Source organism: Shewanella rhizosphaerae (genome assembly GCF_019457655.1).
Taxonomy (GTDB): Bacteria; Pseudomonadota; Gammaproteobacteria; order Enterobacterales; family Shewanellaceae; genus Shewanella; species Shewanella loihica.
On the sequence record NZ_CP080420.1, the window covers coordinates 3336621 to 3350216 of the forward strand.

General features: G+C 50.6%; 12 protein-coding genes. 1 reads left to right on the top strand and 11 read right to left on the bottom strand.

All coding sequences use genetic code 11. The features are described 5' to 3' along the window. Positions 1 to 153 precede the first annotated feature (153 nt). Entirely contained in the window at positions 154 to 1137 is a 984-nt protein-coding gene (gene serB, locus K0I63_RS14535) for a phosphoserine phosphatase SerB (RefSeq protein ID WP_220081500.1), read from the bottom strand. Positions 1138 to 1290: 153 nt separating this feature from the next. On the opposite strand from serB, the gene K0I63_RS14540 reads away from it, so the two are divergent. Then, positions 1291 to 1905, top strand: a complete 615-nt coding sequence (locus tag K0I63_RS14540) for an AhpA/YtjB family protein (RefSeq protein ID WP_434086801.1) — start codon at positions 1291 to 1293, stop codon at positions 1903 to 1905. Positions 1906 to 2129: 224 nt separating this feature from the next. Here the strand turns inward: K0I63_RS14540 and deoD are convergent, their stop codons facing one another. The 10 genes from deoD to nlpI all read right to left on the bottom strand — a co-directional run bounded on the left by deoD (position 2130) and on the right by nlpI (position 13513). After that, on the bottom strand, positions 2130 to 2840 hold the full coding sequence (gene deoD / locus K0I63_RS14545) for a purine-nucleoside phosphorylase (protein WP_011866609.1): 711 nt from the start codon (positions 2838 to 2840) through the stop codon (positions 2130 to 2132). 109 nt (positions 2841 to 2949) lie between these two features. Further along, positions 2950 to 4167, bottom strand: coding sequence for a phosphopentomutase (locus K0I63_RS14550; RefSeq protein ID WP_220081501.1), 1218 nt, complete (start codon positions 4165 to 4167; stop codon positions 2950 to 2952). Positions 4168 to 4178: 11 nt separating this feature from the next. Further along, positions 4179 to 5510, bottom strand: a complete 1332-nt coding sequence (gene deoA / locus K0I63_RS14555; RefSeq protein WP_220081502.1) for a thymidine phosphorylase — start codon at positions 5508 to 5510, stop codon at positions 4179 to 4181. A gap of 157 nt (positions 5511 to 5667) precedes the next feature. Next, positions 5668 to 6441, bottom strand: coding sequence for a deoxyribose-phosphate aldolase (deoC, locus tag K0I63_RS14560; protein WP_011866612.1), 774 nt, complete (start codon positions 6439 to 6441; stop codon positions 5668 to 5670). A gap of 450 nt (positions 6442 to 6891) precedes the next feature. Further along, positions 6892 to 7725, bottom strand: a complete 834-nt coding sequence (locus K0I63_RS14565; protein ID WP_011866613.1) for a nucleoside-specific channel-forming Tsx family protein — start codon at positions 7723 to 7725, stop codon at positions 6892 to 6894. A gap of 341 nt (positions 7726 to 8066) precedes the next feature. Then, a complete protein-coding gene (locus K0I63_RS14570; protein ID WP_011866614.1) occupies positions 8067 to 9326 on the bottom strand; it encodes a NupC/NupG family nucleoside CNT transporter in 1260 nt (419 codons plus the stop codon). Positions 9327 to 9503: 177 nt separating this feature from the next. Then, on the bottom strand, positions 9504 to 10334 hold the full coding sequence (locus tag K0I63_RS14575; RefSeq protein WP_258406886.1) for a TatD family hydrolase: 831 nt from the start codon (positions 10332 to 10334) through the stop codon (positions 9504 to 9506). After that, positions 10318 to 10590 carry a DUF5363 family protein gene (locus tag K0I63_RS14580; RefSeq protein ID WP_220083508.1) on the bottom strand — a complete coding sequence of 91 codons (273 nt, stop codon included), beginning with the start codon at positions 10588 to 10590 and terminating at the stop codon, positions 10318 to 10320. The genes K0I63_RS14575 and K0I63_RS14580 overlap by 17 nt, the downstream gene beginning before the upstream one ends. Before the next feature lie 256 nt (positions 10591 to 10846). Next, on the bottom strand, positions 10847 to 12427 hold the full coding sequence (gene prfC, locus K0I63_RS14585; RefSeq protein ID WP_220081503.1) for a peptide chain release factor 3: 1581 nt from the start codon (positions 12425 to 12427) through the stop codon (positions 10847 to 10849). Positions 12428 to 12622: 195 nt separating this feature from the next. Next, positions 12623 to 13513: a lipoprotein NlpI gene (gene nlpI, locus K0I63_RS14590; RefSeq protein WP_011866618.1), complete on the bottom strand. Its 891-nt coding sequence runs from the start codon at positions 13511 to 13513 to the stop codon at positions 12623 to 12625. Positions 13514 to 13596: the final 83 nt, after the last annotated feature.

A 13596-nucleotide genomic window follows, 5' to 3' on the forward strand; every position in this document is an offset into this window, starting at 1 on the left:
GATAATAACTTAAAGATCAAAGATAAAAGGATGATTTTAAACGCGAGTTTAATATTTGCTCGGGCAAAAAATTAGCCATTATATTCGAGATCAAAAAAGGCCCGCACAGGGCGAGCCTTTTGATGCTGTGTTAGATTCGGCCGAGAATTCCGCCTAGGCCAGGTTCACCAACATGTAGGGCAGTACCCTTAGATCCAACTTGGCAATGGCCGCATCGGCTGCCGCCTTTAGCTTAGGCTTGGCATGATAAGCGATGCCAAAATCCGCCGCCTGCACCATGGGGATATCGTTGGCGCCATCGCCAATAGCCAGGCGCTGACCCAATGAGATCTGCCAGCCCTCGGCGCTGCGCTGCACGGTATCGGCCTTGAACTGGGCATCGACCACAGTGCCTATCACCTCTCCCTTGAGCTTCCCGTCGACTATCACCAGCTCGTTGGCATAGGCGGCATCTAGGTTTAACTGCTGCTTGAGGTGCCCAACGAACGGCGTAAAGCCGCCAGAGGCCAACACCAGGCGCCAGCCATAATCCTGCAACTCGGCGACCATGGCCTCCAGCCCCGGCATCAGCGGCAACTGGCCACACAGAGTATCTATGATGCCGGCATCGGCGCCCGCCAGCTTGGCCACCCGCTCACGCAGGCTCTGCTCGAAATCCAGCTCGCCCTGCATGGCGCGCTCGGTAACCTCGGCCACCGCCTCGCCAACCCCGGCCATGGCCGCCAGCTCGTCGATGCACTCTATCTGAATCGCCGTCGAGTCCATGTCCATCACGAGTAGCCCGGGCCTATCCAGCCTAGGCTGCTCAGCGCCGATATGCAGCAGCTCGATATCGTCTCGCTCGCCGAGCGCATCGCAGACTTGCTGCCCCGCCTGCTTGTCGAGGCAGAGCTCGATACAGGTAAGATCGTTTTGGCGGGTGATAAGAGCGATACTCACAGACGCTGCAGAGGACAACAGCTGCTCGGCGATAGTCTCCTGACACTGAGTGCCCTGATAGACCAGGCGCAGGCGTAAATCAGCGTTGGGGGCGCTCGCTTCCTCGTGGCGTGTAAGCTGACAGCCATCCAAGGTAAGACTCGCGCTAACCTCATCATAGAGCCATGAAAACAGAGGATTTTGTTGCTGATTTGCCATTAGTAATACATCTCCGGGTATCGGGTTAGAAGATAATCCATTATGATTAATAAAACCCTTATCATCTTCAGGTACAAAGTGTTTTTTCTTAAAGGACTCAAAAAGACCCAGAGGCTGACGCGACTGCTGCAGATAGCTGTGGCGGTCGCCCTCATGGTGGGCCTGTTCCAATTATGGGAAACTAGCCTACTACAAGGTCAGCAGCTTCTAAAGTCCCAAACCCAAAAGATGGCACGATTATTAGTGCAGCAAACCGCCTATGGCGCCGCCCCGGCGCTGCAGCTGCAAAATGATGAGCAGCTACAATGGCTCACCAGCGCCCTGGTGCTGGACCCTAAGGTGATGTCGGCCACCATCTTCAGCGAGAAGGGACAACGCCTGGCATTTGCCCAGAGCGTCACCGACGAGCAGCTGGAACCTGAATCGGCAGAGTTAAAGGCCCTGCTGGCGCCTTATCCGCCCTATGTAGAGGCGGTGCTGCAGGATGATAAGAACCTGGGTTATATAGAGGTGCGTCTGGTGCCGCAGCGCTTCTTCAATGAGATCAAGGAAGCGCATCAGCTCAACATGGAACAGCAGCAGATGATGTTGATCATCGCAGGCCTCATCGGCATGTTGCTCTCCCGCGCCCTCTCCTTTAAACGGGCCGACTTCGAGCGCCGCAAGACCAAGAGCAAAATCGGTAAGAAAATCGCCGCCACCCTGGGAGCGGATGACGCGCAGGAGAGCGACGGCTCAGCCTCAGATGCAACCGGTGATAAGAAATAAGGCAATTAAGAAACCGTCCCCGGTGAAGGACACAGATAAGACTCGCGCTCAACATAAGCCAGGTTTAGACAGAGGAAACTCTTAGCCAGATGAAAGGCTAAATCAGAGGAAAGCCTTGATCAGAGTAAAGCCCTGGTCGGAGAAAAACTTGGCCAGAGAACCCTTGAAACAGACACAAAAAAACGGGCCAAGTGGCCCGTTTTTATTAAACACTCGCGTGATAATTACAGAGTAATTGCCGCTTCCAGTGTCATTTCGATCATTTCGTTGAAGGTAGTTTGACGCTCGTCAGAAGAGGTCTTCTCACCGGTACGGATATGGTCAGATACTGTCACCACACATAGCGCCTTAGCACCAAACTCTTTAGCAACGCCGTATAGACCAGCGGCTTCCATCTCAACGCCTAGCACGTCCATCTTTTCCATCACGTCGAACATTTCTGGATCTGGCGTGTAGAACAGGTCTGCAGAGAATACGTTACCAACGCGGTACTTAGTACCTTTCTCTTCGGCTGCCTTAACCACTGCGCTCAACAGGCTGTAGTCACAGATAGCGGCGAAGTCTTGGCCCTTGAAACGTAGACGGTTAACTTGAGAATCGGTACAAGCACCCATACCGATGATCACGTCGCGTACTTTAACGTCTGTGCTGATCGCACCACAAGTACCCACGCGGATCAGGTTTTTCACGCCGTAGTCTTTGATCAGCTCAGTCGCATAGATAGAGCAAGAAGGGATACCCATGCCTGAACCCATCACAGAGATACGAACGCCTTTGTAAGTACCTGTGAAACCTAGCATGTTACGTACGTCGGTGACTTGCTCAACGTTCTCAAGGAAAGTTTCTGCAATGTATTTAGCACGTAGCGGGTCGCCTGGGAATAACACTGTATCAGCGAATGCACCGTCGACTGCATTAATGTGTGGTGTAGCCATCTATATAACCCCTATTTTTAGACTTAAGTCTTTTTCTAGTAGCGGTGGCCCAATTTAAGCCACCAAATCATAATATTGTAGCAGGATGACCTTAAGTCATCCTTATTGCCTAGGCGACGAATGACTCGCCGTATTCCATAGGCTCTAGACCGAAGTAGCTCGCAATGCTCTGGCCGATATCGGCGAAGCTGTTACGACGACCCAGTGAACCAGGAGCTAGACCCGCGCCGTAGGCAAGTACTGGCACGCGCTCACGGGTGTGGTCTGTCCCCTGCCAGGTTGGGTCGCAACCATGGTCTGCGGTCAGCAGAAGTAGATCCTCTTCACCCAGCAGTGCCAACATCTCTGGCAGACGGCTGTCGAAGTACTCCAGCGCGCGGGCATAACCGGCGATGTCACGGCGGTGGCCGTAATGAGAGTCGAAATCGACGAAGTTAGTGAACACGATAGTACGGTCACCCGCTTGCTTCACCTGCTCCAGGGTCGCATCGAACAAAGCTTCCAAACCTGTGGCCTTCACCTTCTTGGTGATACCGCAGTGCGCATAAATATCGGCAATCTTACCCACGCTAACCACTTCACCACCGGCCTCTTTCAGCTTATCGAGAACCGTCTTTGATGGTGGCTCTACCGCGTAGTCTTTACGGTTACCGGTACGGGCGAAATCGCTTGGGCCTGTGCCAACGAATGGACGGGCGATAACGCGGCCGATGTTGTATGGCTCAAGCTCTTCACGGGCGATTTGACACAAGGTGTAGAGGTTTTCTAGACCAAATGTCTCTTCGTGACAGGCGATCTGGAACACAGAGTCCGCCGAGGTATAGAAGATAGGTAGACCAGAGGTCATATGCTCTTCGCCCAGCTCTTCGAGGATCGCCGTGCCTGAGGCGTGGCAGTTACCCAGGAAGCCTGACAGACCGGCACGCTCAAGGATCTTGTCGGTCAGCTCTTTAGGGAAAGAGTTTTTCAGGTCGCTAAAGTAGCCCCACTCATACAGAACGGGAACCCCCGCCATCTCCCAGTGACCGCTCGGGGTATCTTTACCCGAGCTCAGCTCATCGGCATGACCGTAGGCACCGATCACTTCGACATCGTCACCGAAGCCTTCAGCAAAGCTGCCTGTGCTCTCTTTAGCGGCCAGTGCCAGGCCAAGCTTGGCCAGGTTAGGTAGCTTAAGCGGGCCTTCACGACCATCGTTGGCCTTGCCTTCGGCACATGCCTTAGCAATATGACCGAAGGTGTTTGAACCTGAGTCGCCAAAGGCTTCAGCATCTTTTGCTGCACCGACCCCGAAAGAGTCGAGCATCATAATGACAGTTCTTTTCATCTTTTACTCTCCTAGAGATCTGACTGACGAATGTAACGATAGATCTCTGGTGTTTTCTCTGGCGCTTCATCGCCAATGTGAATCGCTTTCTTCACGGCTGCCGCCGCTTCTTCGAAGGCGCTTTCAGATTGCGCATGTACCATGGCAATCGGCTTATCTGAGGTGATCTCATCGCCCAGCGCACAGACTTGGGTCAAGCCCACACTGTAATCTAGGGCATCACCTGGCTTACGACGTCCACCGCCTAGGGTTACTACCGCAAGGCCTAGCTCACGGGTATCCATAGAGGCCGCGAAACCGCTACGGTCGGCGTATACAGGACGAATGATCTGCGACTGTGGCAGATACTTAGCATAGTTTTCGATAAAGTCGGCTGGGCCACCCAGGCCGGAAATCATGCGACCGAAGATATCGGCAGCCTTACCGTTATCCAGCACGCGGTTGAGTTTCTCGCGGGCTTCGGCTTCACTGGCCGCCAGGCCACCTAGCTGCAGCATCTCGGCGCACAGACCCATAGTCACTTCATACAAGCGTGGATTACGGTATGCACCGGTCAGAAAATCCACCGCTTCTTTCACTTCTACCGCGTTACCGGCACATGATGCCAGCACTTGGTTCATGTCGGTCAGCAGGGCTGTCGTCTTGGTACCGGCACCATTGGCTACCGCGGTAATGCTGCGAGCCAGCTCTTCAGAGGCTTCATAAGTTGGCATGAAGGCGCCACTGCCCACCTTAACGTCCATGGCTAATGCATCGAGACCGGCGGCAAGTTTCTTAGAAAGAATAGAAGCTGTGATGAGAGAGATGGATTCAACGGTTGCGGTATTATCGCGAATAGAATAGAAGCGCTTATCGGCGGGGACCAGGTCTCCAGTTTGACCTATGATGGCGACACCGGCTTCTTTAACGACTTTTCTGAACAGGTCGCTGTCGGGCTCAGTCTGGTAACCAGGAATCGCGTCGAACTTATCCAGGGTTCCGCCAGTATGACCCAGGCCACGGCCGGAGATCATGGGCACATATCCGCCACAGGCGGCGGCCATGGGGCCAAGCATCAGGCTGATCACATCGCCCACACCGCCGGTGCTGTGCTTGTCGATGATAGGGCCGTCGAGGCCGAGGTTTTTCCAGTTAAGGACGGTGCCAGAGTCACGCATTGCTGTCGTCAGCGCAATACGTTCATCCATGTTCATGTCTTTGAAATAGACCGCCATACCCAGTGCAGCGATTTGGCCTTCAGAAACTGTGTTGTTGGTGATCCCCTGAACGAAAAATTGGATCTCTTGGGTAGACAACACTTCGCCATTACGTTTTTTACGAATAATCTCTTGTGCTAGAAACATGGTACTGCCTCCAAATTTGTCACAAAAAATCGTATTTGAGTGACAAATTCTCTTGTTTAACGCCAAAACCGTAATTTAATTACGAACAATATATACAAGTTTTGGCGTTATCAAATAGATTTAGATCACACTTAACTAATAAAGCTAACCGCGTCGCTTAGTAACCTTGAGGACCCTTAGGCGCTTCGGCCAATTCCAGGGTGTGTAGCAGGTTGTTTAGCAGGCTAGACGCACCAAAACGGAAGGTACGTGGAGTAGCCCAGCCTTTGCCTAGCAGACGCTCAGCGACACCTAAGAACTCTTCTGCGGCTGCGGCATCACGCACACCACCGGCTGGCTTGAAACCAACTTTAGGGTTCTTCTCGGCGATTACTGTCATCATGATCTCGGCGGCTTCTAAGGTAGCGTTTACTTCCACTTTACCGGTAGAGGTCTTGATAAAATCGGCGCCGGCGTCGATAGACAGCTCAGAGGCCTTGCGGATAAGCGCTGGGTCTTGCAGTACGCCAGACTCGATGATCACCTTCAGCAGAACGTCGTCACCACAGGCTTCTTTACAAGCTTTAACCAGCTCATAGCCTACGGTTTCGTTGCCTTCCATCAGGGCACGGTATGGGAATACTACGTCAACTTCATCTGCACCATAGGCAACGGCGGCACGCGTCTCTAGCACGGCGATCGCGATATCGTCGTTACCATGGGGGAAGTTGGTGACTGTAGCGATTTTGATCTCTTCACAACCCATTTCATTCAGGGTCTTACGAGCGATAGGAATAAAACGAGGATAGATACAGATTGCAGCTGTGTTGCCTGCAGGCGTCTTAGCCTTATGACATAACTCAATCACCTTCTGATCGGTATCGTCATCGTTCAGGGTCGTCAGATCCATCAGCTCAATGGCTTTCTGTGCTGCTTTTTTTAAATCACTCATATTAGCTCTCCGAAACGTAAATTATAAATTCAGAAACAAGAAATCGACGTATGGCAGCACCTAGAGTTGGCATCTTCTGATTATATTTATGGCCGGGCCTTCAGGCGTTGCCGTAAATTTGTTTTATCGGTACGACATAACAAGTTTACTAATTCAGGTATTCAATGCCCTGGTGAAACCAGCGGCGATCCTGACACAAGGGTCACGACTTGAATCCTTGAAGACCGGGAAGGGGGAACTAAGTAATTATACTTTGTAGAGTAGTGTTCCAGCCTTTCCGCGAAAAATCCTTTTTAGCGCGTAAAACTACTAACCTTTATGTAAACAAGCTCTATTAATATAGTCCATGCTTAGATAAAGATTACTCACTTAGGTTAAACAATCATGACAAACCTAGGCGAGAGATGAGGAGCCGCCTTCAGGCGGCTCCCAAGCCTACAAATTCTGAGTTTAGAACTTGTAAGTTGCGGTGAAGTAGTGACCCCAACCAGTGGTTTCCAGGCCAACGATACCAGCGCCATCTTTCAGCAGGTAAACGTCTTTGTAGCCTTTCAGACCATAGCCAAGTGCATACTTGTCAGAGTGCCAGTACAGACCGAAGAAGGCTGCACCACCGTTGTCAGACATAGGAACGAACTCGTTACCCATATCTTCGTCACCACCGAACTGCCAATCAACATAACCTTGGAAAGATAGGAAGCTCTTGTTTTCGAAGAAGTAGAAAGGCTTGAACCAGTTAGCAGAGAACTGGTAACCGTTCCACTCTTTCTTGTTCAGGTCGTAGTGAGCGTATAGGTTCATGCCGGTTTTGCCTAACCAAGGCACGTTTACGTCAGCACCGATACCCCAGAAAGTCGCGTTTACGTCTTCACCGATAGCTCCGCCCCCCCAGTTGAACAGAGTTGAGAAGTACAGCTCTTGAACTGGACCGAAAGACAGGTCTTTACCAGTGATCGCATCTAGAGAGAAGCGTGGGTTAAACTTCATGAACATTTTGCTAGCGCCAGAACCTTGTGCCTTGTCGCCAGCTTTTTCGTTGCCTAGGTTGAACACGTCAACATAACCGTATAGATCAACAATACCTTTACGGCCGCCGAATTCCATCTCTAGGTAGTTGTGTCCGCTTTCACCTGAGCTTGGTAGCTCGTCTACAGAGTACATAGCGTTGAACTGCATCCACTTGTAGTCGGTAGCGTATAGATCTGAACGATCTGCTGCAAAAGCACTGCTAGACATTGCTGCTACTGCGGTAGCGGCTAAAGCTAAAGTTTTAACGTTTTTCATCATCAACCCCATTATTTTATGGTTTTACTGCTCTTTACGAGTCAGCGTTTCTTTCTTTGTTGGCGCCGCATTTTACTCAAATTGTATTAAATCACAATATAATTAATGTAAAAATGCGAACACAATATTCTAACACTAAAACAAACTTCTGATTTATCACTGATATTGGTGTTTTATCACCGGCCAGATCGAAGTTTATCTACCCATGACTAAGCATCAACAGCAGTGATAAATAGTCATCTTGTTACTAACATGTTGAAAAATGGTTGAGTTAACGCTGACTCTGCCCTGCAGGGCAGAGTCGTCGTTCAGGGGCATCCCCCCAAGGAATTTCCTGAGACTTATAACGCTAGGAACAGACCCGCTAGCGTTGCACTCATTAGGTTAGCCAGAGAGCCAGCTATCACCGCACGGATACCAAGCTTAGCTAGGTCGTGACGACGGGTAGGAGCCATTGCACCTAGACCACCCAGTAGAATCGCGATAGAAGACAGGTTCGCGAAACCACACAGAGCGAATGAAATGATTGCCTTAGTTCTGTCTGTCATTACAGCGTTAGTCGCTTCAACTAGCAGACCACCGTCAGCAACGTCTTTCAGGTATGGAGCAAAGTTCAGGTAAGCAACGAATTCGTTAACAACGATCTTCTGACCGATGAAAGAACCTGCGATAAGCGCTTCGTTCCAAGGCACACCGATTAGGAATGCAAGTGGCATGAAGATGTAACCAAGGATCAGCTCTAGGGTGATACCTTCCGCACCGAACAGACCAGTTACGCCACCGATAATACCGTTGATCATCGCAATCAGACCAACGAAGGCTAGCAGCATAGCACCAACGTTCAGAGCTAGGTGCATACCAGATGAAGCACCGGCAGCAGCAGCGTCAAGTACGTTAGCTGGCTTGTCTGGATCTTCTGGCAGCTCATCCATTTCGTTAACAGTTTTCTCTGTTTCAGGATGCATTAGCTTAGCCATCAATAGACCACCAGGTGCAGCCATGAATGATGCAGCAACTAGGTACTCGATAGGCACACCCATCTGCGCGTAACCAGCCAATACTGAACCAGCGATAGAGGCTAGACCACCCACCATGATAGCGAACAGCTCAGATTGAGTCATAGTCGCGATGAATGGACGAACAACCAGTGGCGCTTCAGTTTGACCAACGAAGATGTTAGCAGTCGCTGACATAGACTCAGTACGGCTAGTACCCAGAGCTTTCTGCAGACCACCACCGATGATACGGATGATCCACTGCATGATGCCCAGGTAGTAAAGTACCGCGATCAGCGATGAGAAGAAGACGATAACAGGCAGTACGTTGATAGCGAAGATGAAGCCCACTTTGAAGTTAGCCAGATCGCCGAACAGGAAGCCGATACCGTTTTGTGCGTAACCGATAACGCTAGATACGCCATCTGAAACACTTTTTAGAATGTCTTTACCGATAGGTACGTACAGTACGAAACCTGCAAAGAATGCCTGAATCGCAAGTGCACCAAATACGGTACGCATGTTGATAGCTTTTTTGTTGTTAGAAAGCAAAAAACCTATCGCGAGTAGGACGACCACCCCTACTAAACTCATTAAAATATCCATTAACCATCACCCTATTGTTAATACTTTTTAATTATGTTGTTAACCAACCTTTTTCACTGTCAGATTATACCCGACCGAATGGTTAAAATCGTCGTTTTGATCAAGTTTTTGAAGTTTTATTTCAAGGTGTTACAAAAAAAACTTGGTGCGATTAACATCTGTTTTTTCAAAAATAAACTAGAGGTCAAAGAGTTGCAGTGTATTTAGGAACACTTGTTCTGATACCAGAACGTTAGATTTTTTTTGCAATTTAGCGATTTTCTCAATTAGCAAATGCAAAATTAAGCTGGATCCGCCGGTTTTATCGGCAAAGTCCGACTTTTTCACCTGGGAAACCAGGGCTAAATCAGTCTCGATCACCAGATGTTCTAACGGTAACTTGACAAGGGTTTCTTGCAATTTTTTCGCTTTTTCCTCCAGCAACAGATGCCCAATACCTAGGTAATACCCCGCATCCACATATCGCTGAGCCAGCTGCATCGAGCCATAAAAACCATGTATCACACCTCCTCTTGTTAGTGGGTAACGTTTGAGTAACGCCAGCACCTCGTTATGGGCCTTGACGCTATGCAAAATCACCGGCAAATCGTATTGCTGGGCCAACTGCAGTTGCGCCTCGAAACAGGGAAGCTGATCCCCCCAGGAAGCTTTATGTAAGGCATCTAACCCACACTCGCCGATGGCTACCAGCTTAGGATCACCGCCTCGCTCATCAAGCAGTTTAGACAAGTTTTCAATATCTTGCCGCCAATCTGCCGTGCAATACCAGGGATGCACCCCGAGACTGTAGTGAAATCCGTAGCGGCTGGCGACCGCCTGCAGCTTAGGCCATTGACAGGCACTGACGCCTGGGATCACCGCATCTTTGAGGCCATTGGCCTTGAGTCTCGCGACAAGCAGCTCACGCTCAGCATCAAATTCGCCAAAATCCAGATGCACATGACTGTCGATAACGGTTAGGCGATTAGCGCCGACGTCACTATCTCGATTATCAGCGGCTGACATCATCGGCTTTGGCCCTAGACACTTGAGGCGCTTGAGATTCTTTAGATTCTTGAAGGGCTTGCCGAGACTTTTGCGCCTCTTGGGAGCTTGAACTTAAATTTGAGTCCTTCAGCTCTGGTTTATCTAACTCTGGTTTACCTAGCTCTGGTTTATCTAAATGGGGATCGCTCAGCTTGGGCGCACAGCAGCGCTGATTCTCGGGCGTGAGGCCCATACGGTCGCACCAGGCGATGTAGGCCCGCCACCATTTGACTATCATCTTAACTCCTCACTTCTATGGCTCACCTTTATACCAATCACGGTAAGTGAGTGATCAGAAATAGCGAAGGAAAAACGTTCGAGAACAAGGCAGAATTTTTCGATGAGTAGTTATTCTACAATCAAAAATAATAACGCCGTTATCGGACGTTTTAACAAGCTAGAATGATCAATTATTTACTACGATTGGTATTACTATACTGAAGGGCTCAAAAATTGTGCATAAAAAAAGCAGCCTAAGCTGCTTTTTCGTTTGATTAGTTTTCGCGGGTCTTGGCGAACTCTATATCGGGATAACGCTCCATCGACAGATTCAGATTCACCATGGTCGGCGCAACATAGGTAAGGTTATCGCCACCGTCGAGTGCCAGGTTATTGCTGCATTTACGCTTAAACTCTTCCAGCTTCTTGGCATCTTTGCTGTAAACCCAGCGCGCCGTTGCCACGCTGATCGCCTCGTAGATAGCCTCAACCTTGTATTCGCTCTTGAGACGCTGCACAACCACTTCAAACTGCAGCACACCCACGGCGCCTACAATCAAGTCGTTAGAGTCGAGCGGACGGAATACCTGCACCGCACCTTCTTCTGACAGCTGTACCAGTCCCTTGAGCAGTTGCTTCTGCTTCAGCGGATCTTTCAGCCTGATACGACGGAACATCTCAGGTGCGAAGTTAGGCACACCGGTGAAACGTAGCTTCTCGCCTTGGGTGAAGGTATCGCCGATACGTATGGTGCCATGGTTATGCAGACCTATGATGTCACCAGGATAGGCCGCCTCGGCGCGGTTACGATCGCCCGCCATAAAGGTAAGCGCATCGCTGACGTTCACATCTTTACCGATACGCACGTGATGCATCTTCATGCCTTGCTCATAGCGGCCTGAACAGACACGCATAAAGGCGACGCGGTCCCTATGCTTAGGATCCATGTTTGCCTGGATCTTAAACACGAAGCCACTGAACTTAGGCTCATCGGGCTCAACGTTACGCTGATCCGACTCACGCGGCTGAGGACGCGGCGCCCACTCGACGATACCATCGAGAATATGGTCGACACCGAAGTTACCCAGTGCGGTACCGAAGAATACCGGCGTCAGCTCGCCCTTAAGGAAGGCCTCAAGCTCAAACTCATGAGAGGCACCCAGCACCAGCTCCATCTCATCGCGCAGGTCTTGTGCATAGCTGCCGATCACCTCATCCAGCTCAGGATTATCCAAGCCCTTGATGACGCGAGAATCCTGGATGGTATGACCCATGCCGTTCTGATAGAGGATCACCTCATCACGCAGCAGGTGGTACACGCCTTTGAACTCTTTACCGGCGCCGATAGGCCAGGTAATTGGCGCACAGGCGATGTTCAGTATGTTCTCTACCTCGTCCATCAACTCGATAGGATCACGAATATCGCGGTCAAGTTTGTTCATGAAGGTCACGATCGGCGTATCACGCAGACGGGTGACTTCCATCAACTTGATGGTGCGTTGCTCAACACCCTTTGCCGAGTCGATCACCATAAGGCAAGAGTCAACCGCCGTCAGCGTACGATAAGTATCTTCCGAGAAGTCTTCGTGACCTGGAGTATCCAGCAGGTTCACCAAGGCCTCGCGGTAAGGGAATTGCATTACAGAGGTGGTTATCGAGATACCACGATCCTTTTCCATCTCCATCCAGTCAGACTTGGCATGCTGTCCCGACTTCTTACCCTTTACCGTGCCCGCCTTCTGCAACGCCTGTCCGAACAACAAGACCTTCTCGGTGATGGTGGTTTTACCCGCATCCGGGTGCGAGATGATGGCGAAAGTACGACGCTTGTCGACTTCAACTGTATAGCCTGACATGATTACCTGCGAATTTGATGGAGTGTTAAAAGCGGGCAATTATAGCGCCAAGCTTGACCTATGGCTAGTTTAGCGCGGCGGAACTGAGGCGAGCGGCTAACCTAAGTAAAAAGGCCCGCCGAGAATGGCGAGCCTTATATAGTGATAGGTTGCTGAGTTGCAGAATCGTTCGGCTTGGCTAACCTAAACTAAGCACTAGGGCTGAGCAATCAGCTCGTTTATCTTCGCCAGTTCGACCCTGGCATACCTGTGCTCGACAAAATCATAGATGTTGGTCGCCAGGGCCAGGCGGAAGTAGTTCGCGGCGTCACTGTAATTGCCCTGCTTCTCGGCGATCTTGGCGATATAAAAGTAGGCTTCGCACAGGCGCTCGGCATACTCGTTGGGATGGCTCAGCCCCTGCTTGGCCACCTCAAACACCTGCTCGCGGCTCTCCTTACCCAGATAGAAGTCTACCAGCGTGGTCGACCATTGAGAGTCATCCAGTTTTGCTCTGTTGGCGGCGAGATGCTGCATCGCCTGCTCGCCATCGAGTTTCGATTCGGTGATATAGAGCCACAGCGCACGGTAGCCATCTTGCTCATTGGCCTGATAGAAAGACTGCATGTCGGCCACGGCCAGCTCATCGCGCTGCCCATAATAGAGGGCGATTCCGCGATTAAGGTAGGCATAGTCATAATCGGGTGACAGCTCTAGCACGGCGTCGAAGGCCTCGTAGGCGCTCTCGAACTCCCCTTCCTGGGTGTAGTAGATGCCGATGAAGTTGTAAGCATCGGCAAGATTAGGTTGCAGCTTCAGCGACTGATGAAAATCGATGCGACTCAGGATGCGCAGCCCGACGCTGTCGTAGATCACCCCGCGGTCATAATGAAAACGTGCACGCTGTTCTGGGGTCAACTCGGCCGAGGCCAAGATGTCGTTTAATCTGGCGAGGGTCACCTCGAGCTTATAATCGGGCATAACCGGGGCAACCATCAACTTGCCCTGCTCCGCCGTCGCCGCCGGTTGAGTCGATACACATCCTGTCAGTAACAAACTTAGGCTGGTCATCACCGCTAACGAGACCGAGCGTAATTTATGAGTCATCCATTTAACCTTTTCAGCGCTGCAATAGCCTCAATCATAGCAATACCAAATAGTGACGGCTATCTTCTATGAGAAAAAACCAA